Source organism: Sphingomicrobium arenosum (assembly GCF_026157085.1).
GTDB classification, from domain to species: domain Bacteria; phylum Pseudomonadota; class Alphaproteobacteria; order Sphingomonadales; family Sphingomonadaceae; genus Sphingomicrobium; species Sphingomicrobium arenosum.
Genome location: NZ_JANPVN010000001.1, coordinates 2473110 through 2497558, shown reverse-complemented (window position 1 = coordinate 2497558; position 24449 = coordinate 2473110). Strand labels below are relative to the sequence as shown.

Below are 24449 nucleotides of genomic sequence, written 5' to 3'. Positions count from 1 at the left end.
CGTTCCCAGCAGGTGGGCAAATCCTTGCTGGACGACTGGCCGTGCCTTGCCTAGACAGCCCCCGTCATCGTCTCGGGAGCGAATTTGTGGCCAATGTGACCGTCATCGGCGCCCAGTGGGGCGATGAAGGCAAGGGCAAGATCGTCGACTGGCTGGCCAGCCGCGCCGACCTCGTCGTCCGCTTCCAGGGCGGGCACAATGCCGGCCACACGCTGGTCGTCGGCGGGACCACCTACAAGCTCTCGCTCCTACCCTCGGGCATCGTGCGCGGCACGCCGAGCGTCATCGGCAATGGCGTCGTCCTCGACCCCTGGGCGCTGAAGAGCGAAATCGAGAAGGTCTCGGGCCAGGGTGTTTCGATCACCCCCGACAATCTGTGGATCGCCGAGAATACGCCGCTCATCCTGCCGATCCACCGCGACCTCGACGCGCTGCGCGAGGATGCTTTGTCGAAGGGTAAGATCGGTACCACCCGCCGCGGCATCGGTCCGGCCTATGAAGACAAGGTCGGTCGCCGTGCGATCCGCGTCTGCGACCTTGCCGAACTCGACCATATCGCGCCCATCTTCGAACGGCTGTGCGCGCATCACGATCATCTGCGCGCCGGGTTCGGCGAGGATCCGATCGACCGCGACGAATTGCTGGGGCAGCTGCGCGACATCGCCGATTTCGTCACGCCTTTCGTCCGCCCCGTCTGGCGCGACCTCGACGAGGCACGCCGCGCAGGCAAGCGCATCCTGTTCGAAGGCGCGCAGGGCACCATGCTCGACGTCGATCATGGCACCTATCCCTTCGTCACCTCGTCCAACACCGTGTCGGGCACGGTCGGCGCGGGCTCGGGCATGGGCCCCAATGCGGCCGGCACCGTGCTCGGCATCACCAAGGCCTATACGACCCGTGTCGGCTCGGGGCCTTTCCCGACCGAATTGCATGACGAGATCGGCCAGCGCCTCGGCGAGCGGGGCCACGAATTCGGCACCGTCACCAGTCGCCAGCGCCGCTGCGGCTGGTTCGACGCCGTGCTGGTGCGCAAGTCCGTCGCCGTCACCGGCATCAACGGCATCGCGCTGACCAAGATCGACGTGCTCGACGGGCTCGACACCGTCAAGATCTGCACCGGCTACAAGATCGACGGCAAGGAGTATGACTATCTCCCCGCCTCGGCGCAGCTGACCGAGAAGATCGAACCGATCTACGAGGAAATGCCCGGCTGGTCCGAGACCAGCGCCGGCGCGCGCAGTTGGGCCGACATGCCCGCCAACGCCATCAAATATGTTCGCCGCATCGAGGAATTGGTGCGCTGCCCCGTCACCCTCTTGTCGACGAGCCCCGAGCGCGACGACACCATTCTCGTTTCGGACCCCTTCAGCCAATGACCAGCCGCGAAACCACCGGGCTGCTCGCCCGCGACGATGCCGCCAACGCCCATGTCGGCCTTGCCGACCGCATCGCCGTGGCGCTGCTCGCCCCCTTCACCGCGCCCTTCCTCCTCAAGAGCCTGCGCGGCGGATCGGTGGCCGAGAAGGAGCGGCTGTGCGACCGGCTCGATCTCGCGCCCGATGCGCTGCCCAACCTCGGCTCGTGGAAGGCCGACACCGGCTTTCTCCACCTCATCGTCGACCATATCCTCGAGCATCGCCCCAAGCGCGTCGTGGAATTCGGTTGCGGCGCCTCCAGCCTCGTCATCGCCGCCGCCCTGAAAAAGGCCGGCTGCCCGCCGCACATCAGCTTCGATCAGCATCTCGAATTCGTCGAGAAGACGATGAGCTGGCTCGAGGATCACGGCCTCGAGGCCGACATCCGCCACGCGCCCTTGAAGCCCATCGACAGCGACTGGCCCGGCCTCTTCTACGACACCGGCCCGCTCGAGGACGGCGTCGACATGATGATCATCGACGGCCCGCCCTGGACGATCCATCCGATGACCCGCGGCGGTGCCGAACGCCTGTTCGGCAAGCTCGCCCCCGGCGCCACCGTCTTCCTCGACGATGCCGCCCGCCCCGGCGAACGCCTCGTCGCGCGCCGCTGGAAGAAGCTCCACCCCGAAATGGACTTCCACCTCTGGAAGGGCGGCGAAAAGGGCACGCTGGTCGGCAAGAAAAAGGCCTAGGCCAAGAGCCGCCAACCAAGCGCGGCCAAAGCGATCCAGGCGACGATCACCAGCGCCAGTCCCGTGCGGCTGACCGGCCTCTCCGCCAATTGCGCCGCCTCGGCGCGCAATTGCGACCGCAGCCCGCGCGGCACCAGTTTCAGCGCCAGCCACACGCCGAGCGGCACGATGAGCAGGTCATCGACCAGCCCCAGCACCGGGATGAAATCGGGGATGAGGTCGATCGGCGAAAAGGCATAGGCCGCGACCAGCCCCGCTACTGTCTTGGCGAGCAGCGGTACGCCCGGATGCCGCGCCGCCACCCACAGCAGCAGCGCCTCGCGCTTCAGCCGCCGTGCCCAATCTTTCACGACAGGGGCCTCATCGCCGAATGAGAAATTTCTCGCAGCCCAGCGGTTCGACATCCTCGCTCTCGACCGCGGTCACCTTGGCGGCGGGCGGCCCCTCGGCGAGCCGGTCGATCAGCTCGTCCACCGCAATCCGGCTGCCCTCGACATAGGCCTCGACGCTGCCGTCTTCGCAATTGCGCACCCAGCCGGTGACGCCGCGCGCCTCGGCCTCCTTGCGCGTCGTGTCGCGAAAGAAGACCCCCTGCACCTTGCCGGTGATATGGAGATGACGTGCAACCATGAGGGAAATAACGCACCTCGCCTCCCTCTGTTGCATTGCAGCAAACTTTGACGTTCCGCGCGCTATTCGACCGTGATGTCGGGCGCCTCGGGGTTCTTCATGCCGACGACATGATAGCCCGCATCGACATGATGCACCTCGCCCGTCACCCCGCTCGACAGGTCCGAACAGAAATAGACCCCCGCCCCGCCGACATCCTCGATGGTGACGTTGCGGCGGAGCGGCGAATTATATTCGTTCCACTTCATGATGTAGCGGAAATCGCCGATACCGCTCGCCGCCAGCGTCTTGATCGGCCCCGCGCTGATCGCATTGACGCGGATGTTCTGCGGCCCGAGGTCGGCGGCGAGATACTGTACGCTCGTTTCCAGCGCCGCCTTCGCAACCCCCATGACATTGTAGTGCGGGATGACCTTCTCGGCGCCATAATAGGTCAGCGTCACGATCGAACCGCCGTTCGTCATCATTTCCTTCGCGCGCGCCGCCACCGCGACCAGGCTGTAGGCCGAGACATTCATGGTCATGAGGAAATTGTCGAGGCTGGTGTCGACATAGCCGCCGCGCAGCTCGTTCTTGTCCGAAAAACCGATCGCATGAACGACGAAGTCGAGGCTGTCCCAATGCCCCTTCAGCTCCGCGAAGGCGCGGTCGAGATTGTCCATGTCGCTGACGTCGCAATCGATCAGAATGTCGCTGCCCAATTCATTGGCAAGCGGCCCGACGCGCTTCTTCAGCGCATCGCCGAGATAGGTGAAGGCGAGCTCGGCGCCCTGGTCGGCGAGCTGCTTGGAGATCCCCCACGCCAGGCTCTTGTTGTTGGCGAGGCCCATGATCAACCCGCGCTTGCCCTTCATCAATCCGGTCATCGACTTCCCTCTTCTTCGTCCGGTTCTTCCTCGTCGACCTCCTCGTCCTCGCCCGGGTCCTCGACCTCGAGTTCGTCCGCATGCGGTCCCGAATAATGTTCGCCCTTTAGCGCCTTGTCGCCCGATGACGCTAGGGCCGCGTTGAGTTCCGCGCCGATCACCACCCCGAAGCCGATGATGTAGAAGAAGATGAGCGCCACCATCGCGCCCGCGAGGCTGCCATAGGTGCGCCCGTAGCCGCCGAACAATTGCACCGCCTGCGGCAGAAGCGCGACGGTGATCAGCCACCACAAAGTGATCGCCAGCGCGCCCGGCCAGATGCGACATTGCTTCTTACGATAGCGCGTCGGGGTCAGCGCCCAGATGACGAGATAGACGGTGATGTAAAGCGTCACTGCCGGGATGATGCGCAGCGCCATCACCAGCCCCGACCCCTCGCGCGTCACCGGGAACCATTGTTCGATCAGTTCCTGGATGCTCGACAGCGTGAGGCTCGATGCGAAGGCGATGATGAGCAGGATCACCGCGCCGACGATGAGCCCAATCGAAGCGAGCCGATATTCCCAGAAGGGCGCGACCATCCGCACGCCATAGGCCCGCCGCAGCACGTCGCGGATCGTCTCGATGAAACTGCCCGTCGTCCACATGCCGACGATGGCACCGAACCATAAAAGCGGCCCCGGATCGCGCGCCGACACTTCGAACAGGGGATCGGCGAGCGCTTCGGCGACATTGGGCGGCAGCCGCGACAGGATCGTGAGGATCGCGCCCTCGCTGGCGCTGCCTGCATCGAACAGGACCGCGATGGCGGTGGCGAGAATGATGAAGGGGAAAATCGCCAGCATCGAGATGTAGGCGAGATTGCCGGCATGGATGAAGCCGTCCGAATAGACGCCGATGGCAACCCGCTTGGTCACCTCCCACGGCCGGTCGCTGTCGCGAAAGCGTCGGATCGCGTCGCCGCCGAACCTGGCCTTGAGCGCCGCCAGCCGGCGCCGCCGCGCCTCGGGCGATTGGGGCGATCGCTGGGTCAGGCGCTAGCCTCCCATTCCCTCGCGCGGATTGCCGGGATGGCTCCAATCCTTGGCAAACTCCTCGAGCGCCGCATCGCCCTTGGGAATGGCGACTTCAAGCGTGACGAGCTGGTCGCCATTGCCGCCCGACTTCTTCGAAAAACCCTTGCCCTTGAGGCGCATCACGGTGCCGCCGCTGGTCCCCTTGGGGATCGTCATGGTCACCGCGCCGGTCACGGTCGGCACCTTCACCTTGCCGCCCAGCACCGCCTCGGGCAGCGTGATCGGCAGGTCGAGGCGAATATCGTCGCCGTCGCGCTTGAAATGCTTATGGCCGGTGATGGCGATGGTGACGATCGCATCACCCTTGCCGCCGGGGCCGTCCTCGCCCTGTCCGGCGAGCCTGATCTTGATGCCGTCCTCGACCCCCTTGGGCAATTTCATGTCGAGCGTCTTTCCGCCCGACAGCTTGACCCGCTGCGGCTCCAGCGTCGCGGCATCGACGAAGGGTACGCTCAACCGATAATTGACGTCGGCGCCTTTTTGCGGCGGGCTGCGGCGACCGAAACCGCCGAAGCCACCGCCGCCCTGCGACTGGCGCTGGCGCGCGCCGCCGCCACCACCGAACAGTCCCTCGAACAGGTCGGACAGATCGGCTTCCTCGAAACCGGCCTGCCCCGCGCCCGCGCCGGGATAGCCCTGCGCCCGGCCGCGCGCGCCGCCGCCGAACGGGCTGCCTCCGCCAAAGCCCGCGCCGAAGGGCGACTTGGGATTGCCGTCCTCGTCGATCTCGCCGCGATCATATTGCGCGCGCTTGTCCTTGTCGGACAGGATATCATAAGCCTGCGTCACCTTGCCGAACCGCTCGGCCGCCTTGGGATTATCCTTGTTGCGGTCGGGATGCAGCTGCTTGGCGAGGCTGCGATAGGCTTTCTTGATATCGGCTTCGCTCGCGCTGCGCGAGACGCCCAGTTGCTGGTATAGGTCCATAGAACAGTCCTAAAGCGCATCCTTCACCGAAAAGCCAGCCTTGCAAGGCTCCTCCCTGCCCCCTACGCCATGGACATGGATCCGTTCCAAATGTTCGACGACTGGTTTGCCGAGGCATGCGCCCGCGAACCGTCCGATCCCAACGCCATGGCACTCGCCACCGCGACTCCCGAGGGGCTCCCTTCGGTGCGGATCGTGCTCCTGAAGGACCATGGGCCGGACGGCTTCACCTTCTATACCAACAAGCAGAGCCGAAAGGGCGAGGAACTGGCCGCCAACGCCCATGCCGCGCTCGCCTTCCACTGGAAATCGACCTACAAGCAGGTGCGCATCACGGGGCGCATCGAGCATGTCGATGACGCCACCGCCGATGCCTATTTCGCCAGCCGCGGGCGCGACAAGCAGCTCGCCGCCACCGCTTCGGACCAGAGCCGCCCGCTGCCCTCGCGCGACATCTTCCTCGAGCGGATCGCCGCGCTGGAAGAAGACTATCCCGAAGGCGATCTGCCGCGTCCGGCGCACTGGGGCGGCTTTCGCCTCATCCCCGACGCTATCGAATTCTGGGAAGGCACGCCGGAACGTATGCACCACCGCATTCTTTTCACCCGGACTGGCAGCGGCTGGCAGGAAGGGCTTCTCTACCCATGAGCGGATTTCACGGACATGACCACGGCCACGGCCACGGCCACGACCATCACGGCGAACGGGCCAGCCTGACCTCGAAGGCCGCCATCTTCTCGGTCTCGGTCGCGCTCTTCCTCGTCGCCCTCAAGGTCTGGGCCAGCTGGTCGACGGGCAGCGTCGCCATGCTCGGCAGCCTTGCCGACACCAGCCTCGACCTCATCGCCAGCCTCGTCACCTTCTTCGGCGTGCGCTACGCCGCCATGCCCGCCGACGAGGAGCATCGCTTCGGTCACGGCAAGGCGGAGAGCATCGCCGCGCTGTTCCAGGTCATCCTCATCTCGGTCAGCGCCATCGGTATCGCGTGGCGCGCCATCGCCCGCTTCGGCTCGGGCGAGCGGACGCAGGAGCTCGAACTGGGCGTCGGCGTGTCGGCGGTGGCGATCCTCGTCACCCTCGCCTTGCTCGCCTACCAGCGCATGGTCATCAGGAAAACGGGCTCGGTCGCCATCGCCACCGACCATGTCCACTACCAGTCGGATCTCCTCCTCAACATGGCGGTGATTGCCGCGCTGGCCTTGGACCAGCTCGGCAACTTCCCGCTCGCCGACCCGATTTTCGGCATCCTCATCGCCGCCTGGCTGCTGCGCGGCGCATGGAAAGGGGCGAGCCATGCCCTCGACCAGCTAATGGACCGCGAGTGGGACGATGAAAAACGCGACCGCTTCATCGCCATGATCAATGCCCATCCCGAACTGCACGGCATCCACGAACTGCGCACCCGCACGTCGGGCGGCCACGACTTCGCGCAATTCCACATCTGGCTCGATCCCCAGATGACGGTGGCACAAGCACATGACGTGATGGACGATGTCGAAGCGCGCATCGTCAAGGAATTCCCCGGCGTCGACATCCTCATCCATCCCGATCCCAAGGGGCTGGAGGAGCCGGGGCAGGACATGACGCCCGAGACGGCGAGCGACTGATGCCGACCATTCCCTTCCATCAGGTCGATGCCTTTACCGTCGATGGACGCGCACTCACCGGCAACCCCGCCGCCGTCATGCCGCTGGGCGGCGACTGGCTCGACGACGACACGCTTCTCGCCATCGCCATCGAAAACAACCTGTCCGAGACCGCCTTCACCCTGCCGTGCGCCGATGCCGAGGCCGACTATGAGCTGCGCTGGTTCACGCCGGGTTGCGAAGTCGCAATGTGCGGCCATGCCACGCTCGCCAGCGCCCACGCCCTCATCGGCACGGCGGACAGCATCCGCTTTCGCACTCGCAAGGCGGGGATCATCACCGTGACCCGCGATGGCGAGCGGCTGGTCCTCGACCTTCCCGTCGCCACCCCTGCCGAGGATCCGCGCGCCGAGGCTGCCCTCGCTGCCGTCGGCATCGGCACGAAGGCGCATTTCTACGCCGGCGTCGAGCCGATCGTCATCATCCCGCTCGACGATGAAGCCGCCGTTCGTGCCTGCACCCCCGATTTTCGCGCGCTCAAGACCATCGAGGCGCTCGTCATGGTCACCGCGCCGGACGAGCGATGCGATTTCGCCAGCCGCGTCTTCGCCGGTGCCTATGGCATCGATGAGGACCCGGTCACGGGCGCCGCGCATATGGGCCTCGCGCCTTACTGGTCGAACAGGCTCGGCCGCGACACGCTCACCGCGCACCAGGCCAGTGCGCGCGGCGGCGATCTATCGTGCCGCATCCATGGCGACCGCCTCGCGCTCGGCGGCACCGCCACCAGCGTGATCGAAGGCCGCTTCACTCTCTAGCAGCCCGGTCGCCGGTCATCGCGGCCGCGCCGATCTCGCACGCGCACAAACGCCTTGCGCCATCAACGAGTTGGTGACAATTACCCCTTAGATACCGGACGATCCCGTTTCGGTGACCTTGCCGAACCGACCTGAATTTTTTGCGGCGCGTGAAAGGCCGCATATTTAATTGGAGCATATGATGCTGAAGCTTCTCGCCGCCACCGCGCTGCTCGCCGTCGCGCCCGAACCGGCTGCAGAGTCCAATGATCGAGCTGCTGCCGTCGTCCCGACCTGCCCGCTCGGCACCGTGTGGGTACCCGTGGTCGCCGCTGCCGACGAGGACGACCGCCGTGTCGTCGACGAGGATGACAGCACCGCTGCCGGTGCCGGTGCCTGCCAGCCGGTCGAAAGCCAGGCCGCGGCCGGTACGCAGGGCGGCCAGCTCGGCGTCGGCCATGCGGTGCTCGGCGGCGTCCAGGGCGCGCTGGTCGTCGGTGCCATCCTCGAAATGACCGATAAGGACCGTGCCGCCTCCAACTAGGCGCTCGATCGAACCGACAAAAAGCCCGGCGGTGGTTCTCGGACCACCGCCGGGCTTGTCGTTTCAACCCTCGTTGACCGGGTCGCGGCTCAGGCCGGCGCCAGCTCGGCCGCCTGCGTCGCCGTGATCGTGCCGCCGCCGAGCAAGCGCTCGCCCTCGTAGAAAACCGCCGACTGGCCCGGCGCGACGCCATATTGCGGCGTCTCGAACCGCACCGCCCCGTTTTCGAGCCGCGCGGGCACCGGCGGCGCGAGGCTGCGCACCTTGGCATCGACCAGCGCCTGCGTCTCGCCGATCCAGTTCATATCCTCGATGCTTGCCGCCGACACCGCGAGCGCGGCCTTGGGGCCGACCACCACGCGGCGCGCCTCGGCGTCGATGCGCACGACGTAAAGCGGCTCGGGCTGCCCCCCGATCTCGAGCCCGCGGCGTTGGCCGATCGTATAATGTACCGTGCCGCGATGCGTGCCGAGCACGCTGCCGTCCAGCCCGACGATCTCGCCCGGCGCCTCGGTCTCGGGACGCAGTTTCTTCACGAGGCTGGCATAATCGCCGTCGGGCACGAAGCAGATGTCCTGGCTGTCGGGCTTGCCCGCCACCTCGAGCCCCGCTTCCTCAGCGAGCCTGCGTACTTCTGGCTTGGGCAGGTCGCCCAGCGGAAAGCGCAGGAACTGGAGCTGGTCGAGCGTCGTGCCAGAAAGGAAATAGCTCTGGTCGCGCCGCGGATCGCGCCCTTTCCACAACTGCGGCCTGCCATCCTCGCCGATGACGCGGCGAACATAATGGCCGGTCGCAAGGCAGGTCGCGCCCAGTTCGCGCGCGAAGGCGAGCAGGTCGACGAACTTCACCCCCTGGTTGCACTGCGAACAGGGAATCGGCGTGCGCCCCGCCGCATAATCGTCCGCGAACTTGTCGATCACCCCTTCGCGAAAGCGCGATTCGTAATCGAGCACATAATGGGCGATGCCCAGCCGGTCGCACACCATCTTGGCATCATAGATGTCCTGCCCCGCGCAGCAGCTGCCCGAGCGCGCCACCGCCTCGCCATGGTCGTAGAGCTGCAAGGTGACACCGATCACCTCGGCGCCGGTCTTGGCGGCGAGGCAGGCGACCACGCTCGAATCCACGCCGCCGGACATGGCGACGACGATGCGCGCTGCGGACGGCGCGCCGGGGAGATCGAAAGTCGGAAACATGACGTCTTCTTTACCGGAAATTCACCCTGTTCGCATAGGGCTTGGGAACCACGAGGTGTAAATAGGGGAAAAGCCGTTGGCGAAACATGAACAGGACTTTGACGATGGCACCCCCGTCACCCTCGAGATGATCGAGGCGGGATTGCCCGAATTCAAGGTCCGTATCGCGAAGGACCAGGATCTGGTGCGTTTCCTCTCGGGAGAGACGATCGAAGGTACGCTCTCGGGCGCCTTCGCGGACATCGCAAGGTTAACGGCCGACAAGGATAGTTAAGCGCCCCGTTAACCCTTCCCCATGACCATTTGTTCAAGGGGTCCGGTTAAACATCAGGGTGTAACGAGAGACATCAGGTTGAGGAATTCAATGCTCGAGAACCAGGAAATCCGCCCCGCACAGGTGATTGGCCCGCTCGGTGAACCGCTGACGCTGGACAGCCTGCCGCCGGCGACCACCACCCGCTGGGTCGTGCGCCGCAAGGCCGAGGTCGTTGCTGCCGTCGCCGGTGGCCTGCTGACCGTCGATGAGGCCTGCGAGCGCTACGACCTCAGCCTCGAGGAATTCACCAGCTGGCAGCGTGCCGTCGATCGCTCGGGCATGCCCGGCCTTCGCGTCACCCGCCTCAAGCAGTATCGCGACCAATATGAGCGCCAGCAGCGCTTCTAGGTCGCCCCTTCACGCGTAAGCGTATCAAAGACTTAATCGTCTTCCCTGGAAAACGGCCCCGTCTTCTCCCTGACGGGGCCGTTTTTTTATGCCTGTCCCAAAAGAGTCGCGCGCGGAACAATCCCCCGGTCCGACCGATTGATGGGTCACAACCGGCCGACAGAAGCCGGGCGTATCTCATAGGGAGACAGACATGCTTACGTGGATTCTCATCATCATCGTCGGCGGCATTCTCGGCTGGCTCGCCAGCATCGTCATGCGCACCAACGCCCAGCAGGGCATCCTGCTCAACATCGTCGTCGGCATCGTCGGCGCCATTCTGGGCGGCCTGCTGCTCAACCCGCTCATCGGTGGCGGCGCGATCACCAGCGGCGACTTCTCGGTTTCGAGCCTGCTCGTGTCGCTTCTCGGCGCGATCATCCTGCTCGCCATCGTGAACCTCGTCCGCCGCGGCCGCGTCCGCTAACGGACCGCGCCACCAGGCGAAAAGACAAGGGCCGGTGCCTCCGACGAGGCACCGGCCCTTTTCTGTTTGCACCACCGTGAAGCGCGCTATTCGAGGATGTAGCGCAGGTTGAGCATCACCCCGACTTCCTGCTCGCCCGCCGCGATCGGCGGCGCGGAGGCGGCTTCCATCCGCATCCGGCTCCCCGTCACCACGATCGGTGAGGGAAAGTTCGCGCCGCCTTCCGAGAAATGCGCCAGCCGCACGACCCGCTTGCCGAGCGCAGCAGCATAGAGTTCGGCCCGCTCGCGCGCGATACGCAGCGCATCGGCCCGCGCCTCGTCGAGCGCTTCTTCAGGATCGTCGATTTCGAAGTTCGGCCCCTGGATTTCATTGGCCCCCTCGCGCACGAGAATGTCGAGCACCCGCCCCGACATCTCGACCTCGCGAAAGCGCACCGCGACCATGTTGCTGGCGCGATAGCGCACGATCTTGGCGATGCCGCTGCTATTGCGATCCTCGTAGATCGGGTTGAGGTTGATTCGCTGGGTGCGAATATCGCGTTCGGCCACGCCTTGCGCGCGCAGCGCATCGACCACCCGCTGCATCGCCTCGCTGTTGATTCGCAGCGCCTCGCTCGCGCTCGCCGCTTCGCTCGTCACCCCGGCCGAGATGGTGACCATGTCGGGCACCCGGGTCGAGGTGCCGCGCACGCTGAGGTCGAGCACTGTCTGCTCGGCCCCGATCTCGATCATGGGCGCACCTTCTTGCGCGCTCGCCGCGCCGGGCATGCCTGCGGCGACCAGCGCGGCCATCACCGCCATCCTGCTCATGCTTTTCATCGCGTCCCTCTCCTCTTGTCTTGGCCCGTTAAAGGCCAAAAGGCCGGGCCATGCCCCATGCGAGCATGCCCGGCCTCAACCGCCGATGAACGGCGTGGTTCAGCGCTTCTTGAGTACCATGCGATAGATGGCGAGGATGATCAGCGCGCCGACGATGGCGGCGATGAAACCCGCGCCCTCGCCCGCCTCGTACCAGCCGACCGTCGTGCCGAGAAACCCTGCCAGCAGCGCGCCGGCGATCCCCAGCAGGATGGTGACGAAACAGCCGCCCGGATCCTTGCCCGGCATGATGAGCTTGGCGATCGCGCCCGCGATCAGCCCGATGATGATCCAACCGAGCCATCCATAATCTGCTAGAAACATTCGCTCTTCTCCCTCGCGGGGTGTGGACCCGCCTGCCGCTGCCCGCTATCGGACACTCGTTACGATAGTGCATCGGTCGTTCAGCACAAGCCGACGCGTCGTTTGTCGAAACGTCGGACCAGCTCGAAGGTTCGACCTGTTTTTGCGGTGCAACTGTGCTACTCATGTGATACGGCATCTTGATACGCTCACGCCGTGGGGACATTTTTAGGGATATGACGATGAACCGTGAACTCGCGCTCGAAGGCAGCCCGGCCTATGACACCGCCCGCCAGAAGCGCCGCCGCCGCAACTTCCTGATCGCCGGCCTCATCGTGCTGGCGGTGCTGCTCGGCGCCTTCTTTGCCTTCGGCGGCAGCGAGGAATCCCCCGCCACCGGCCCCCGCGCCGCTGGCGCCAACGGATCGGGCGCGCCCAGCGTCACCGTCATCGTCCCCGGCCAGAGCGAGATCGGCCGCACCATTACCGCCGCCGGTACGCTTGCCGCGCGCCGCGACCAGTCGGTCGGCGTGTCGGGTTCGGGCCAGGTCACCCGCGTCCTCGTCGAGGCCGGCGACTGGGTCCGCCAGGGCCAGCTCCTCGCCTCGATCGAACGTTCGGTCCAGTCGCAGACCGCGCAGCAACAGCGCGCCCAGATCGCCGCCGCGCAGGCCGATGCCGACCTCGCGCAGGGCGAGCTCGAACGCGCCCGCGCGCTGGAAGAACGCGGCTTCGTCTCCAAGGCCGACATCGACCGCAAGCAGGCCGCCTATGACGCCGCGCGTGCCCGCGTCGCCGTCGCGCAGGCACAATTGAACCAGACCCGCGCCGCCATCGGCCTGCTCGACATCCGCGCCCCCACTTCGGGCCTCATCCTCGAGCGCAACATCGAGGTCGGCCAGGTCGTCAGCCCCGGCACCCCCTTCGCCTTCCGCATGGCACGCGGCGGCGAAATGGAAATGCGCGCCGAGCTGAGCCAGGAAGACCTTTCCTCGATCAATGTCGGCATGCCCGCGACCATCATTCCGACCGGCACCGACAAGCAGTTCGATGGCCGCGTCTGGCAGGTCTCGCCGGTGATCGACCCGCAGAGCCGCCAGGGCGAGGTGCGCATCGCCATTCCCTATGATCCCGCCATCCGTCCCGGCGGTTTCGCCGAAGCACGCATCGGCGCCGGCGCGACCACCGCGCCGCTGCTCCCGCAATCGGCGGTGCTTGCCGATGCCACGGGCAATTACGTCTATGTCATCAACGATGAAAATGTCGTCGAGCGGCGCAACGTCACGGTCGGCAGCGTCGATGATCGCGGCGTCACCATCGCCAACGGGATCGACGGCACGGAATCGATCGTCAGCCGCGCCGGTGCCTTCCTCACCGAAGGGCGCAAGGTCTCGCCCGTTCGCGAAAGCGCCCGCTAAGGAGCATCTGCGCCATGAACTTCCGTAACATTTCGGCCTGGAGCATCCGCAACCCGGTGCCGCCCATCGTCCTGTTCACGGTGCTGCTGATCGCCGGCGTCATCAGCTTCCTGCGCATGGAGGTGACGCAGAATCCCGACATCGATTTTCCCGCTGTCTCGGTCAACATCTCGCAGCCCGGCGCCGCGCCGGAAGAAATCGAGAACCAGATCACCCAGCGCGTCGAGGCCGCGCTCCGCGGGATCGAGGGCGTCGACGAGATCAACTCTACCGTCAACGAAGGCAATTCGGGTACGTGGGTCCAGTTCGAAATCGGTACCGATGTCGACCGCGCCGTCAACGACACCCGAGATGCCGTCAACCAGATCCGCGGCTCCTTGCCCCAGGGCATCCTCGAACCGCGCGTCGGACGGATCGACATCTCCAACGACAGCCTGTCGTTCATCGCCGCGCGGACCACCGACATGACGCTGGAGGAACTGTCGTGGTTCATCGACAATGACGTCAACCGCCGCCTCCTCGGCATCGAGGGTATCGCCGAAGTGCGCCGCTTCGGCGGCGTCGATCGCGAGATCAAGGTCACCCTGAACCCCGCCGCCCTGCAAGCACAGGGCCTCACCGCCGCCGCGGTCAACAACCAACTGCGCCAGTTGAACATCAACGCGGCGGGTGGCCGCACCGAAATCGCCGGCTCGCAGCAGTCGGTCCGCATCCTCGGCAATGCCGAGACCGCCGCCCAGCTCGCCGAAACGCAGATCAGTACCGGCACCGGTCGCGTCGTCCGCCTGCGCGATATCGCGCAGGTGCGTGACGCCGCCTCCGAACAGACCAGCTATGCCCGCATGGACGGGGAAGAGGTCGTCGTCTTCAACTTCTCCCGCGCCAAGGGCGCGTCCGACGTCACGGCCTACGACCTCGGCTGGGACGAGCTGGCGAAGATCGAAGCCGACGATCCGCGCATCGACTTCATCGAAATCTCGAACAGCGTCGAATATACCAAGCAGCAATATAAGAGCTCGATGCAGGCGCTTATCGAGGGCGCGCTGCTCGCCGTTCTCGTCGTCTTCCTGTTCCTGCGCGACCTTCGCGCCACGGTGATTGCCGCGGTCGCCATCCCGCTGTCCGCGATCCCCGCCTTCTTCTTCATGGACCTCATGTCCATCAACCTAAACTTCCTCAGCCTTCTCGCGCTCGCGCTGGTGGCCGGGGTGCTGGTCGACGATGCCATCGTCGAGATCGAGAATATCGTCCGCCACATGCGCATGGGCAAATCGGCCTATCAGGCCTCGATCGACGCCGCCGACGAAATCGGCCTTGCCGTTCTCGCCACCACCATGACCATCGTCGCGGTGTTCCTGCCGGTCGCGCTGATGCCCGGTATCTCGGGACAGTTCTTCAAGAATTTCGGCTATACCGTCGTCCTCGCAGTGATCGTCAGCCTGTTCGTGGCGCGCATGATTACCCCGCTCATGGCCGCCTATTTTCTCAAGAGCCATGGCGAGGAAGAGCATGCCAACGGCCCGGTCATGCAGCGCTACATGAAGGTCCTGCACTGGACGCTGCGCCATCGCTGGGTCGCGGTCGTGGCAGGCTTCGTCACGATCGGTCTTACCGTGGCGCTCTTCTCGCTCCTGCCGATGCAATTCAGTCCGCAGGAGGACCGCAACACCTCGTCGGTCAATATTTCCATGCCGCCGGGCACGACGATCGAGCAGACGTCGGCACTGTCCCAGCTCGTCTCCGATACGGTCGATGATCACCCGCAGGTCGAGGCCGTGTTCCAGCGCGTTTTTACCAATCAGGCCTATGTCAATGTCCTGTGGAAGGACGACCGTCCCGACCCCAGCTTCGAATATGAGGCCGAACTGTCGCCCGCGCTCGCGGCCATTCCCGACGCTCGCGTCAATTTCCAGAGCCAGAACTCTGGCGGCCCGGGCTCGGGCGGACAGGCGCTCACGCTCTACCTCGGCTCGTCGGACCCCGAGCTGCTCGAGCGGACGGCCTATCAGATCGTCGAGGAAATGCAGGGCACCGAAGGCCTTGTCGGGCCGCGCGTCACCGGCAATGACATCCGCCCCGAAATCCAGATTACCCCGCGCTTCGATCTCGCCGCCGACCTCGGCGTCACCACGGTCGCGCTGTCGCAGACCATCCGGATCGCGACGCTTGGCGAGATCGAGCAGAATAGCGCGAAATTCTCGCTGTCGGACCGCCAGGTGCCGATCCGCGTCTCGCTGTCCGAGGAACAGCGCGAGGATATCGACACGCTGCTCAACCTCCCTGTGCCGACCTCGCGTGGGGGTTCGGTCCCGCTGAAGTCTGTTGCCGACATCAGCTTCGGCGCTGGCCCGACGGCGATCGAGCGCACCGACCAGATGCGTCGGATCGCGGTCGGCACCGACCTTCTGCCCGGCACCGCGATCGGCGATGGCTGGCAGATCGTCAACGGACTGCCCACCGTCGCCAGCCTGCCGCGCGGCGTGACACGTCTCGAGCTGGGCCAGGAAAAGTGGCAGGCCGAGCTCTTGAAGAACTTCGTCATCGCGGTGCTCGCGGGCGTCATGCTCGTCTTCGCGGTGCTGGTCCTGCTCTACCGCCGCTTCCTCGCGCCCTTCGTCAACATGGGTTCGCTCCTGCTCGCGCCGCTGGGCGCGGCGGTCGCGCTCAACCTTGCGGGCATGAGCATCTCGCTGCCCGTCTTCATCGGTCTCCTCATGCTGCTCGGCATCGTCGCCAAGAACTCGATCCTGCTGGTCGATTTCGCGCTCGAGATGATGAACCACGGCATGGAAAAGGACGAGGCGATCGCCGAGGCCGGGCACAAGCGCGCCCAGCCTATCGTCATGACCACCGTCGCGATGGTCGCGGGCATGATCCCCATTGCCCTGTCGCTCCATGGCGACAGCTCGTGGCGCGCGCCGATGGGCTATGCGGTGATCGGCGGCCTCATCTTCTCGACCGCGCTCACCTTGCTCCTCGTCCCGGCCTATTACAGCCTCGCCATCGACGTCGAACAATGGCTCGCCAGGAAGGTCGGCCGCTTCGTCAACGACCGCGACGAGGCACCGGCCATCGAGGATGGACGCGAGCGTCCCGGCCAGCTGCCGACGGGCGGCGGCGCCCCGGGCACGCTGCCCGCCGAGTGACTTTTGACGATCCGACGCGTTAGGTGCGGGTGATGGCTTCCACACCCGCCCTTTCGCGTTTTTCCGCCGAACAGCCCGGCGCCGGCGGCATGAAGCGGCTCGCCACCGGGCTGCTCGTCTTAATGGCGATCCTCTATTTCACCTCGCGCCAGCTCGAGCCCGCCTATCCGTGGCTCGAATGGGTCGAGGCCTTTGCCGAGGCGGCCATGGTCGGCGCGCTCGCCGACTGGTTCGCGGTCACCGCGCTGTTCCGCCACCCGCTCGGCCTGCCCATCCCGCACACCGCCATCATCCCCAGGAACAAGGACCGCATCGGCACCGCCCTCTCGCGCTTCATCCGCGAGAATTTCCTCACCCCCCAGGTTATCGCCCGGCGCATGCGCCGCACCGACGTCGCGGGCGCCATCGGCCGTTTTCTAGCAAGGCCATCGGGGGGCGAGACGCGGATGCGCGCCGGGGCCAGCCGCCTCATCGCCGACGCCTTCGAAGGGCTCGACGACGAACGGCTCGGCGGGATCGCCAAGGACGCGCTGAAGGCCCGCCTCAAGCGCATGAACATCGCCCCCGTCATCGGCCGGGCGCTCGCCGTCGCGATCAACGAGGACCGCCATCTGCCTGCGATGGAGAAGGCCATCGCCTATCTCGCCAACGCGCTCGACGACAACGAACATATGATCCGCGACATGGTCTACAAGCGGACCAGCTGGCTCCTCAGGCTCGCCACCGTGGACGAGCGCATCGCCGACCAGCTCGTCGAGGGGCTGCGCAAGCTGTTCCGCGACATGGAGGCCGACCCCGGCCATCCCGTGCGCATCAAGATCGAACAGCAACTCGCCGACCTCGCCAACAATCTCCAGACCGATCCCGAGCTCCAGGCCAAGGTCGAGGCGTGGAAGGTGCGCGCCATCGAGAACAGTTCGGTCGCGCTGTGGATCGACGACCTGTGGCAGCGTTTCCGCAAGGGCATCGTCGCAGGCGCGCATGATCCCAATACCGCCATGGCCGGACAATTGGGCGAGGTGCTCCAGTCCGTCGGCCACAGCCTCGAGAACGACCTGCGACTCAAGACCGCGATCAACCGTTTCACCCGCCGTACCGCGGTCGGCATGGCGGCCTCCTACGGCGACAATATCGTCACCCTCGTGTCGGACACGATCCGGTCATGGGACACGACGACCGTGACCGACCGCCTCGAAGGCGCGGTCGGCCGCGATCTCCAATATATCCGCATCAACGGCACGTTGGTCGGCGGCCTCGTCGGCACCGGCCTGCACGCGCTGGGAAGAGTCGGGATCTAACCCCCCGAGCGCCGCTCGATCGTCGCGCCCACGCCCGCCAGTTTCTCTTCGAGCCGCTCGTAACCACGGTCGAGGTGATAGACGCGCAGCACTTCGGTCTCGCCCTTCGCCGCCAGTCCCGCGAGCACGAGGCTCATCGAGGCGCGTAGGTCGGTCGCCATCACCTTGGCCCCCGTCAACCCCTCGACCCCGCGCACGATGGCGCTGCGCCCGCGCGTGTCGATCTCGGCGCCCATGCGGCGCAGTTCGGGCACGTGCATGTAGCGGTTCTCGAAGATCGTCTCTTCCATGAAGCTGTCGCCGTCGGCGAGCGTCATCATCGCCATAAACTGCGCCTGCATGTCGGTGGCAAAGCCCGGGTAAGGCGCGGTCGAGATCGCCAGCGGCCTGAGCTTGCCCGTCGCCGACACCTTGATGCCCTCGTCGGTGAATTCGGTCAGCAGCCCCGCGGCCGCCAGCGCATTGGTGGTCGCCAGCATGTCGGCCGCGCGCGCGCCAACGAGCTCGATCGACCCGCCCGTGATCCCCGCCGCGCAGGCATAGCTGCCCGCCTCGATGCGGTCGGGCATGACCTCGTAATCGGCGCCGTGCAGCGCTTCCACGCCCGTGATGATGAGATGGCCCGAACCGATCCCCTCGATCTTCGCGCCCATCGCGACGAGACAGTTGCACAGATCGACGATCTCGGGCTCGCGCGCGGCGTTGAACAATTGCGTCTGGCCGCGGCACAGCGTCGCCGCCATGACCGCATTTTCGGTCGCGCCGACCGACACCACGGGGAAGGTATATTCGCCGCCCGGCAGCTTGCCGCCCGGCGCGATGGCCTTCACATAGCCCTCGGCAAGTTCGATTTCGGCGCCCATCGCCTCCAACGCACGCAGGTGAAGTTCAATCGGGCGGTCGCCGATCGCGCAGCCACCCGGCAGCGACACGGTGCTCTCGCCCATGCGTGCCAGCATCGGTCCCAGCACGAGGATCGAGGCACGCATCTTGCGCACCAGCTCATAGGGCGCGACGGTCGATTCGATGTGGCTGGCATCCAGCGTGATCGAGCGCTTGGTCGCGCCCGAACGCTTGCCCGCAAAGGCAGTGCTCACGCCAAGCTCGTTCATGAGATGCGAGAAACTGTCGACGTCCGCCAGCCGCGGCAGGTTCGACAGCGTCAGCTTCTCCTCGGTGAGCAGCGCGCAGGGGATAAGCGTGAGCACGGCATTCTTGGCGCCCGAAATGGGAATCTTCCCATTGAGCGTCTTGCCGCCTTCGATCCAGATAGAGTCCATGGGCTGGCTTTAAGCCTCCTGATGGTTATCGCAAGGGCAAGGGATGAGAGCGCTCAGGCCTTTTCGAGCGTGCATTGCAGCGGATGCTGGTTCTCGCGCGCGAAATCCATCACCTGGCTGACCTTGGTCTCGGCGACCTCATAGGGAAACACGCCGCACACCGCGACGCCCTGCTGATGCACCTGCAGCATCACCCGCGTGGCATCGTCGATCCCCATGTTGAAATAGCTCTGGAGGACGAGCACGACGAATTCCATCGGCGTGTAATCGTCGTTGAGCATCAGCACCTTGTAATTGCTCGGCTTCTTGGTCTTGGGCCGCTTCGCGGTGGCGACACCGGCCTCGCCCTCGGCATCGTCGACGTCGTTCTGGCCGGAAAAGATGGTCTTCAGGTCACTCATGCTGGCTCTCATATGGTAAGGCGCGAACGCCTCGCAACCGTCATCGCTCCCCCGCCCCAAACAAAAGAGGGCCGCCGTCCCGATCCGGGAAGGCAGCCCTCCTTCTTGTCGTGTCGGTTCAGGTCACGAGGCCATTAGGCCATCAGCGACTTGACCTTCTCGACGTTGAGGCTCGCGCGGTTCGACACCGGCTGCATCGCGTCGCCCGCAAGCTTGACCATCTTCTCGGTCAGCTTGGAGCCTTCGGCGACCATAAGGTCGAACTGCGACTTCGCCAGTTCCGACTGGATCGCCATATATTCCTGCGGGTTCTTGGCTTCGGCCAGGCGACGCAGATTGTCCGAGGCGGCCTCGAACTGGGTGCGGCCGTCCTCGATCAGCTCGGTGCCGATCGACTTGGCGCCGGTCGCGGCGATCTTGGTCGCTTCGATCACGGCTTCCACGTTCGCCTTGGCAAGACCGGCCAGTTCTTCCGAACCCGCACGGGTCTTGGCGATGAATTCCTCGCCCTGCTTGCCGGCCTTAGCCATCAGTTCCTCGACCTTTTCGGTGCTGGGTACGTCATAGCCGCCGAACCACTTGCTCATGTCAAAATTGGTCATGCTCGTTTCCTTTCTGGCGGCGGGCTTGGGCGCGGGCTTTGCAGCCGGCTTGCGCGCCGCCGGTTTCTTCGCGGTGGCGACGCTCTTGGCCGCCTTCCGGTTGATCTTCTTCACGGTGGCCTTCACCGGCTTGGCCGCCGCGCTCACCTTTTTCTCGTCACTCGTCGCGGCAGGCGTTTCCGCCGGCGCCGCGCTGTCCACCTTGGCGGGCGCCGCTTCGGGCGCCTTCGTCTCCACCGCCTGCTCGGCCTTCGCCGTTGCCGGTTTCTTCACGTCACCCTTTGCCATCACGCCCACCTTTCTCTCGATGTTGCAGTGCAATATATATTGCATCGCAGCATGGATCAAGTGTTTTTGTTGCATTGCACAAAGGTTCGTCGCGCCTGCCCCACGCCTTGACGCACGCGCCGCTTTTTCCCATGGCGCCAAGATGGAACTGGCGATGAAAAACCGGCGCGGCCTGCTGATCGTGCTCTCCAGCCCCTCAGGCGCGGGCAAATCCTCGATCAGTCGCCAATTGATGGCCGACGACAGCAATATCACCATGTCGATCTCGGCCACCACTCGTGCGCCCCGCCCCGGCGAGGTCGACGGCGTCCATTACCATTTCCTCTCCGACGCGGAATTCGATCGCATGATCGAAGAGGACGAATTCGCCGAATGGGCCTATGTCTTCGACCATCGCTACGGCAGCCCCAAGGAGCCGATCAAGGAAGCGCTCCGCCAGGGCAAGGACATCTTGTTCGACATCGACTGGCAGGGCACGCAGGCGCTCGTCTACGCCTTCGGCCACGAACTCGTCCCGATCTTCATCCTGCCCCCCTCGATGGACGAACTCGAAAAGCGCCTGCGCGGGCGCAACACCGACAGCGAGGCGGTCATCACCGGCCGCATGCACCGCGCCGAGCGCGAGATCGGCCACTGGTTCAGCTATGACTATGTGCTGGTCAACGACGACTTCGACCAGTGCCTGTCCGAGGTGAAGCAGATCATCCAGGCCGAACGCCTCAAGAAAATCCGTCGCCCCGACCTGCCGCGCCTCGTGCGCCAGCTGGTCGAGCGCCCCAACGAATAGCCGTCCCTAGCCTTCGAGAAAGTCGAGGAAGCGCGCGCCGTTGAGGAAATCCTCGCGCTTGGCGTTCGCCGCCGCCTCGCCCTCGGCGTCCGCGCCCCACTGCGCGGCCTGGTGCGCGCGGTCGCAGTCGGTCGCTTTCCACGCCGCCTCGGCCTCGATCACATCGTGCCGTACCGCCAGCGCGATCACCAGCGACCCCCCATTGCGGATCATCGGCGACAGCCCCGCGAGCACGAACGGTCCTTCGGCCGTGATCGCCGCGCCCAGCCGCTCGACCGTCGCCGCCGGCTGGTCGACATGCATGACCCCTGCGGTCGTTTCGAACGACACATCGTAACGCCGCGCCGCCCAGTCGAGCAGCGGGTCCCAATATTGCGCCTGCCGTTCGACAAGGCTCGCCGGATAATCGGCGCGATAGCAGCACAGATCGCTTGTCGCATAGTTGGCCAATTCGGCCGCGAATGCGTCCTTCGCCACCGCCACCCGGTCGATCGCGGCATTGGCCAGCCCTGTCATCGGCATCGCGCGCGGGTCGATCTTCTCTTCCACCGCGCGCCACTCGTCGGCGATCGCCTGCGCGAGCCGCTCGCTTGGCACGACGAGGTCGGCGCGCGCGGGCGTCTTCAGCATCCGCTCGTCAAGCCGGATCGCCCAGCCCGCCGCGGTCGGTTCGACCAGCACATCGCTCCAGAAACGCTTCACTGGTCCTGCTCCGCCCAGATTTTCCGCAACATCCTCGGCCCGAAAATCAGATCCGCCGCGCCCGACAGAGCCAGCAAGGCGCCGATCACCGGATATTCGTCACCCAGTGGGTTCTTGAATGCCACCATCAGCCCGCCCAGCACGAAGATCGCGCCCGACAGGCGCACCAGGGCAAAGGCCTCGAAGCGCCGCTTCCACAGCGCCTCGTCCTGCGGCTCGACCGTCACCTAGAGCATCCTCGGCGCGTCGGCCCGCACGCGCCACGCGCCCTTCAGATAGGCCTGCGACAAGGTCAGCACGTCGGCGGCGCGCCCCGCGATCGCATGCGCCCCGCCCTCATCGAGCTCCTCATGCTCGTGATAGCCCCACATCACCCCGATGGCGCCGACATTGGCGTTACGCGCCATGCGCATGTCATGCCCGGTATCGCCGATCATCACCGTATTGCGCGGCTCGGCCCCAGCATCGCGCAGCGCCTGCGCGATCATGGAAGGGTTCGGCTTGGAAGGGTGATGGTCGGCGGTCTGGAGCGTGACGAAATGCTCCCGCCAGCCATGCTGGTCGAGGACATGGTCGAGCCCGCGCATCGACTTGCCCGTCGCCACCCCGAGTAACCAGCCTTCATTCTCGAACGCCGTCAGCAGATCGCCGATGCCATCATAGGGGTCCTCTCCCGCCGCGCCTGAGGCGCGCAGGTCGACGAACGCCTGCTTGTAGGTCTCGGCCAATGCCTCGTGGTCGGCATCGGGCACCAGCGCGCGCATCGCCTCGACGAGGCTCAGCCCGATGACCTTCTGCGCTTCTTTGCGCGGCGGACAGCAATAGCCGTGATGCCGGAGCGCGCTGTCGAGCGCGTCATGGATGGTCGCGCCCGAATCGACCAGCGTCCCGTCGCAATCGAAGATCGCGAGCTTCACCGCGCTCATCGCCCGCGCCCCTTGGGCGGTCCGCGCCGTGTCGGCTTGGCGCCGGGTTTGCCACCGAACTTCCCGCCGGGACGACCACCCGGCTTACCGCCCTTCCCGGGCCCGCCCTTGGCGCCGGGACCACCACGCGCCTTGCGGTCGGGGCGTCCCTGCTTGCGATACTCCTTCACGATATTCTTCTTGCGCCGGATCTTGGCCTCGAGGCTCATCCCCGGATCGGGCGTCGACAGCGGCAGATTGTCCCCGTCGCGCGCCTCGAAGCCGAGGCTGTCGAGGCTGTCGGCGAAATGCTGGGGCAGGTCGGCGGTGCGGTCGATCACCTTACCCTTGGGCGCGCCGATCTTCAGCCGCCGCGCATGAAGGTGCAGCTTGCGGCTGATCCCGCCCGTCAGCATCGCCGCGGCCCCGCCATATTTGGCATCGCCGACGATCGGATGTCCCACCGCCGCCATGTGCGCGCGCAGCTGGTGCGTGCGTCCGGTGAGCGGTTGCAGTTCGACGAACGCCGCGCGGCTCCCCGCCCGGTCGATGACGCGGATCTTGGTCTTGGCGGGGGCGCCTTCCTCCATGTCGACATGCATCTTCTCGCCGCCGGTGCCGGGCTGCTTGGCGAGCGGCAGGTCGATGATGCCGTCCGACACCTCGGGTACGCCGGTGACGATCGCCCAATAGACCTTGCGCGCCGAGCGGTTCTGGAAGGCAGCGGAGAAATGCGCCGCCGCGCGCGGCCCTCTGGCCACCAGGATCGCGCCCGATGTATCCTTGTCGAGGCGATGCACCAGCTTGGGCTTGCCCATCCCGTCCTGGTCGAGCCCGTTCAAGAGCCGGTCGAGATGCTGCTTGGTCTTGGTCCCGCCCTGCGTCGCGAGGCCCGGCGGCTTGTTCAACAAGAAGGCATCGACCGTCTTGAGGATCACCATCTCCTCGACGGCGTCGATCTCCTCGTCGGTCAGTTCGACGACCTGCTTTTCGCGCGGCGGCGGCGCCTCGCCCGTATCGGGCGGCACGCGGATCTGCATGCCGCTCGCGATCCGGTCGCCGGGCGTGGCGCGCCCGCCATCCACGCGCAGCTGGCCGGTGCGTGCCCATTTGGCGATCATGCCAAAGCTCACCTCGGGCAAATGGCGCTTGAACCAGCGGTCGAGGCGGATGCCGTCATCCTCGTCCTCGACAGTAAAATTTCTCACATCGTCGCTCATCATCTCGCGCCCTTAGCCGTGCTTGGCCCAATAGTCGAAAGCTTCCTGCTGGAGCCGGTCGATCACCGCCCGCGCCTTCGGGCCCTCCCACGGGCCTGCGTAATCGCCTTTCTGCGGCCCGACCCACCAGCCCTGCCCCGGCAGCCCGTCGGAGGCGCGTACCACCAGCACCGCCAGTTCTGGCTCGCCCATCGACCGCGCCTGCGCATCCACCTCGCCCAGCGTCGCGCACAAGGCGCGCATCTTGGGCCGCGTGAAGCGATAGCCCAGATGGCTCAGCATCTCCGAATAGGTCAGCGCCGTGCCCGCGCTGGCCGCACCGACGAGGTGCGCACGCACTTCATCGGGGTCGTGGAGCGGTTCGGTCATGCGCTTCA

The 24449-nt window shown here is 65.8% G+C and carries 29 protein-coding genes; 13 read left to right on the top strand and 16 right to left on the bottom strand.

Annotated features, from left to right (window positions below):
• Positions 1-86: 86 nt before the first annotated feature.
• Positions 87-1376, top strand: a complete 1290-nt coding sequence (locus NUW51_RS12500; RefSeq protein ID WP_265587844.1) for an adenylosuccinate synthase — start codon at positions 87-89, stop codon at positions 1374-1376.
• A complete protein-coding gene (locus tag NUW51_RS12495; RefSeq protein WP_265587843.1) occupies positions 1373-2110 on the top strand; it encodes a class I SAM-dependent methyltransferase in 738 nt (245 codons plus the stop codon). Before NUW51_RS12500 ends, NUW51_RS12495 begins: the two co-directional genes overlap by 4 nt.
• Here the strand turns inward: NUW51_RS12495 and NUW51_RS12490 are convergent.
• From NUW51_RS12490 to NUW51_RS12470, 5 genes are all read right to left on the bottom strand, one after another.
• The gene (locus tag NUW51_RS12490) at positions 2107-2460 is read right to left on the bottom strand and encodes a YkvA family protein (RefSeq protein WP_322597095.1); all 354 of its coding nucleotides are present in this window, start codon (positions 2458-2460) and stop codon (positions 2107-2109) included. The genes NUW51_RS12495 and NUW51_RS12490 overlap by 4 nt on opposite strands.
• Positions 2461-2470: 10 nt before the next feature.
• On the bottom strand, positions 2471-2740 hold the full coding sequence (locus NUW51_RS12485) for an acylphosphatase (RefSeq protein WP_265587841.1): 270 nt from the start codon (positions 2738-2740) through the stop codon (positions 2471-2473).
• A 62-nt stretch (positions 2741-2802) separates the two neighbouring features.
• Complete coding sequence (gene fabI / locus NUW51_RS12480) at positions 2803-3606, bottom strand: enoyl-ACP reductase FabI (protein ID WP_265587840.1); 804 nt, start codon at positions 3604-3606, stop codon at positions 2803-2805.
• Positions 3603-4523 (bottom strand): YihY/virulence factor BrkB family protein, encoded by a 921-nt coding sequence (locus NUW51_RS12475; RefSeq protein ID WP_265587838.1) that lies wholly within the window; start codon positions 4521-4523, stop codon positions 3603-3605. Before NUW51_RS12475 ends, fabI begins: the two co-directional genes overlap by 4 nt.
• Positions 4524-4643: 120 nt before the next feature.
• Positions 4644-5609 (bottom strand): DnaJ C-terminal domain-containing protein, encoded by a 966-nt coding sequence (locus NUW51_RS12470; protein ID WP_265587837.1) that lies wholly within the window; start codon positions 5607-5609, stop codon positions 4644-4646.
• 69 nt (positions 5610-5678) lie between these two features.
• Between NUW51_RS12470 and pdxH the strand changes: the two genes are divergently transcribed.
• The 4 genes from pdxH (at position 5679) to NUW51_RS12450 (ending at position 8536) form a co-directional block, all read left to right on the top strand.
• Complete coding sequence (pdxH, locus tag NUW51_RS12465) at positions 5679-6257, top strand: pyridoxamine 5'-phosphate oxidase (protein ID WP_265587836.1); 579 nt, start codon at positions 5679-5681, stop codon at positions 6255-6257.
• Positions 6254-7216 carry a cation diffusion facilitator family transporter gene (locus NUW51_RS12460; protein WP_265587835.1) on the top strand — a complete coding sequence of 321 codons (963 nt, stop codon included), beginning with the start codon at positions 6254-6256 and terminating at the stop codon, positions 7214-7216. The genes pdxH and NUW51_RS12460 overlap by 4 nt, the downstream gene beginning before the upstream one ends.
• Positions 7216-8013, top strand: coding sequence for a PhzF family phenazine biosynthesis protein (locus NUW51_RS12455; RefSeq protein WP_265587834.1), 798 nt, complete (start codon positions 7216-7218; stop codon positions 8011-8013). The genes NUW51_RS12460 and NUW51_RS12455 overlap by 1 nt, the downstream gene beginning before the upstream one ends.
• Before the next feature lie 178 nt (positions 8014-8191).
• Positions 8192-8536, top strand: coding sequence for a hypothetical protein (locus tag NUW51_RS12450; protein WP_265587833.1), 345 nt, complete (start codon positions 8192-8194; stop codon positions 8534-8536).
• A gap of 89 nt (positions 8537-8625) precedes the next feature.
• Here NUW51_RS12450 and mnmA read toward each other — a convergent pair whose 3' ends face one another.
• On the bottom strand, positions 8626-9732 hold the full coding sequence (gene mnmA / locus NUW51_RS12445) for a tRNA 2-thiouridine(34) synthase MnmA (protein ID WP_265587832.1): 1107 nt from the start codon (positions 9730-9732) through the stop codon (positions 8626-8628).
• A gap of 76 nt (positions 9733-9808) precedes the next feature.
• Between mnmA and NUW51_RS12440 the strand changes: the two genes are divergently transcribed.
• The 3 genes from NUW51_RS12440 to NUW51_RS12430 all read left to right on the top strand — a co-directional run bounded on the left by NUW51_RS12440 (position 9809) and on the right by NUW51_RS12430 (position 10862).
• Entirely contained in the window at positions 9809-10006 is a 198-nt protein-coding gene (locus tag NUW51_RS12440; protein WP_265587831.1) for a hypothetical protein, read from the top strand.
• A 90-nt stretch (positions 10007-10096) separates the two neighbouring features.
• Positions 10097-10396, top strand: coding sequence for a CtrA inhibitor SciP (gene sciP, locus NUW51_RS12435; protein WP_245112778.1), 300 nt, complete (start codon positions 10097-10099; stop codon positions 10394-10396).
• Between the two features lie 193 nt (positions 10397-10589).
• Positions 10590-10862 (top strand): GlsB/YeaQ/YmgE family stress response membrane protein, encoded by a 273-nt coding sequence (locus tag NUW51_RS12430; RefSeq protein WP_265587830.1) that lies wholly within the window; start codon positions 10590-10592, stop codon positions 10860-10862.
• Between the two features lie 86 nt (positions 10863-10948).
• Here the strand turns inward: NUW51_RS12430 and NUW51_RS12425 are convergent, their stop codons facing one another.
• Together NUW51_RS12425 and NUW51_RS12420 are read right to left on the bottom strand one after the other, a co-directional pair.
• Entirely contained in the window at positions 10949-11683 is a 735-nt protein-coding gene (locus tag NUW51_RS12425) for an SIMPL domain-containing protein (RefSeq protein WP_265587829.1), read from the bottom strand.
• Positions 11684-11782: 99 nt separating this feature from the next.
• A complete protein-coding gene (locus NUW51_RS12420; RefSeq protein WP_265587828.1) occupies positions 11783-12046 on the bottom strand; it encodes a GlsB/YeaQ/YmgE family stress response membrane protein in 264 nt (87 codons plus the stop codon).
• Positions 12047-12267: 221 nt separating this feature from the next.
• Here NUW51_RS12420 and NUW51_RS12415 point away from each other — a divergent pair, with 221 nt between their 5' ends.
• The 3 genes from NUW51_RS12415 to NUW51_RS12405 are packed head-to-tail and all read left to right on the top strand — an operon-like array spanning position 12268 to position 17887.
• On the top strand, positions 12268-13443 hold the full coding sequence (locus NUW51_RS12415; protein WP_322597094.1) for an efflux RND transporter periplasmic adaptor subunit: 1176 nt from the start codon (positions 12268-12270) through the stop codon (positions 13441-13443).
• Between the two features lie 14 nt (positions 13444-13457).
• Positions 13458-16589 (top strand): efflux RND transporter permease subunit, encoded by a 3132-nt coding sequence (locus NUW51_RS12410; protein ID WP_265587826.1) that lies wholly within the window; start codon positions 13458-13460, stop codon positions 16587-16589.
• A 32-nt stretch (positions 16590-16621) separates the two neighbouring features.
• Positions 16622-17887 carry a DUF445 domain-containing protein gene (locus tag NUW51_RS12405; RefSeq protein ID WP_265587825.1) on the top strand — a complete coding sequence of 422 codons (1266 nt, stop codon included), beginning with the start codon at positions 16622-16624 and terminating at the stop codon, positions 17885-17887.
• On the opposite strand, the gene murA is transcribed toward NUW51_RS12405, so the two are convergent.
• The 3 genes from murA to NUW51_RS12390 all read right to left on the bottom strand — a co-directional run bounded on the left by murA (position 17884) and on the right by NUW51_RS12390 (position 20458).
• Positions 17884-19167, bottom strand: coding sequence for a UDP-N-acetylglucosamine 1-carboxyvinyltransferase (gene murA, locus NUW51_RS12400; RefSeq protein ID WP_265587824.1), 1284 nt, complete (start codon positions 19165-19167; stop codon positions 17884-17886). The two genes, NUW51_RS12405 and murA, sit on opposite strands and share 4 nt — an antisense overlap.
• 53 nt (positions 19168-19220) lie before the next feature.
• A complete protein-coding gene (gene clpS, locus NUW51_RS12395; protein ID WP_265587823.1) occupies positions 19221-19568 on the bottom strand; it encodes an ATP-dependent Clp protease adapter ClpS in 348 nt (115 codons plus the stop codon).
• 134 nt (positions 19569-19702) lie between these two features.
• Positions 19703-20458, bottom strand: coding sequence for a phasin family protein (locus NUW51_RS12390; RefSeq protein WP_265587822.1), 756 nt, complete (start codon positions 20456-20458; stop codon positions 19703-19705).
• Positions 20459-20612: 154 nt separating this feature from the next.
• On the opposite strand from NUW51_RS12390, the gene gmk reads away from it, so the two are divergent.
• Positions 20613-21245, top strand: a complete 633-nt coding sequence (gene gmk, locus NUW51_RS12385; RefSeq protein ID WP_265587821.1) for a guanylate kinase — start codon at positions 20613-20615, stop codon at positions 21243-21245.
• A 6-nt stretch (positions 21246-21251) separates the two neighbouring features.
• Here the strand turns inward: gmk and NUW51_RS12380 are convergent, their stop codons facing one another.
• Genes NUW51_RS12380 through NUW51_RS12360 form a run of 5 tightly spaced genes read right to left on the bottom strand, consistent with a single transcriptional unit; the run spans position 21252 to position 24441 of the window.
• Positions 21252-21947 carry an ATP12 family chaperone protein gene (locus tag NUW51_RS12380; RefSeq protein WP_265587820.1) on the bottom strand — a complete coding sequence of 232 codons (696 nt, stop codon included), beginning with the start codon at positions 21945-21947 and terminating at the stop codon, positions 21252-21254.
• Complete coding sequence (locus NUW51_RS12375; protein ID WP_265587819.1) at positions 21944-22174, bottom strand: hypothetical protein; 231 nt, start codon at positions 22172-22174, stop codon at positions 21944-21946. The genes NUW51_RS12380 and NUW51_RS12375 overlap by 4 nt, the downstream gene beginning before the upstream one ends.
• Entirely contained in the window at positions 22175-22873 is a 699-nt protein-coding gene (locus NUW51_RS12370; protein WP_265587818.1) for an HAD-IA family hydrolase, read from the bottom strand. It lies immediately after the preceding gene.
• Positions 22870-24072: an RluA family pseudouridine synthase gene (locus NUW51_RS12365; protein ID WP_265587988.1), complete on the bottom strand. Its 1203-nt coding sequence runs from the start codon at positions 24070-24072 to the stop codon at positions 22870-22872. Before NUW51_RS12365 ends, NUW51_RS12370 begins: the two co-directional genes overlap by 4 nt.
• A 12-nt stretch (positions 24073-24084) precedes the next feature.
• Positions 24085-24441: a ribose-phosphate pyrophosphokinase gene (locus tag NUW51_RS12360; RefSeq protein WP_265587817.1), complete on the bottom strand. Its 357-nt coding sequence runs from the start codon at positions 24439-24441 to the stop codon at positions 24085-24087.
• Positions 24442-24449: the final 8 nt, after the last annotated feature.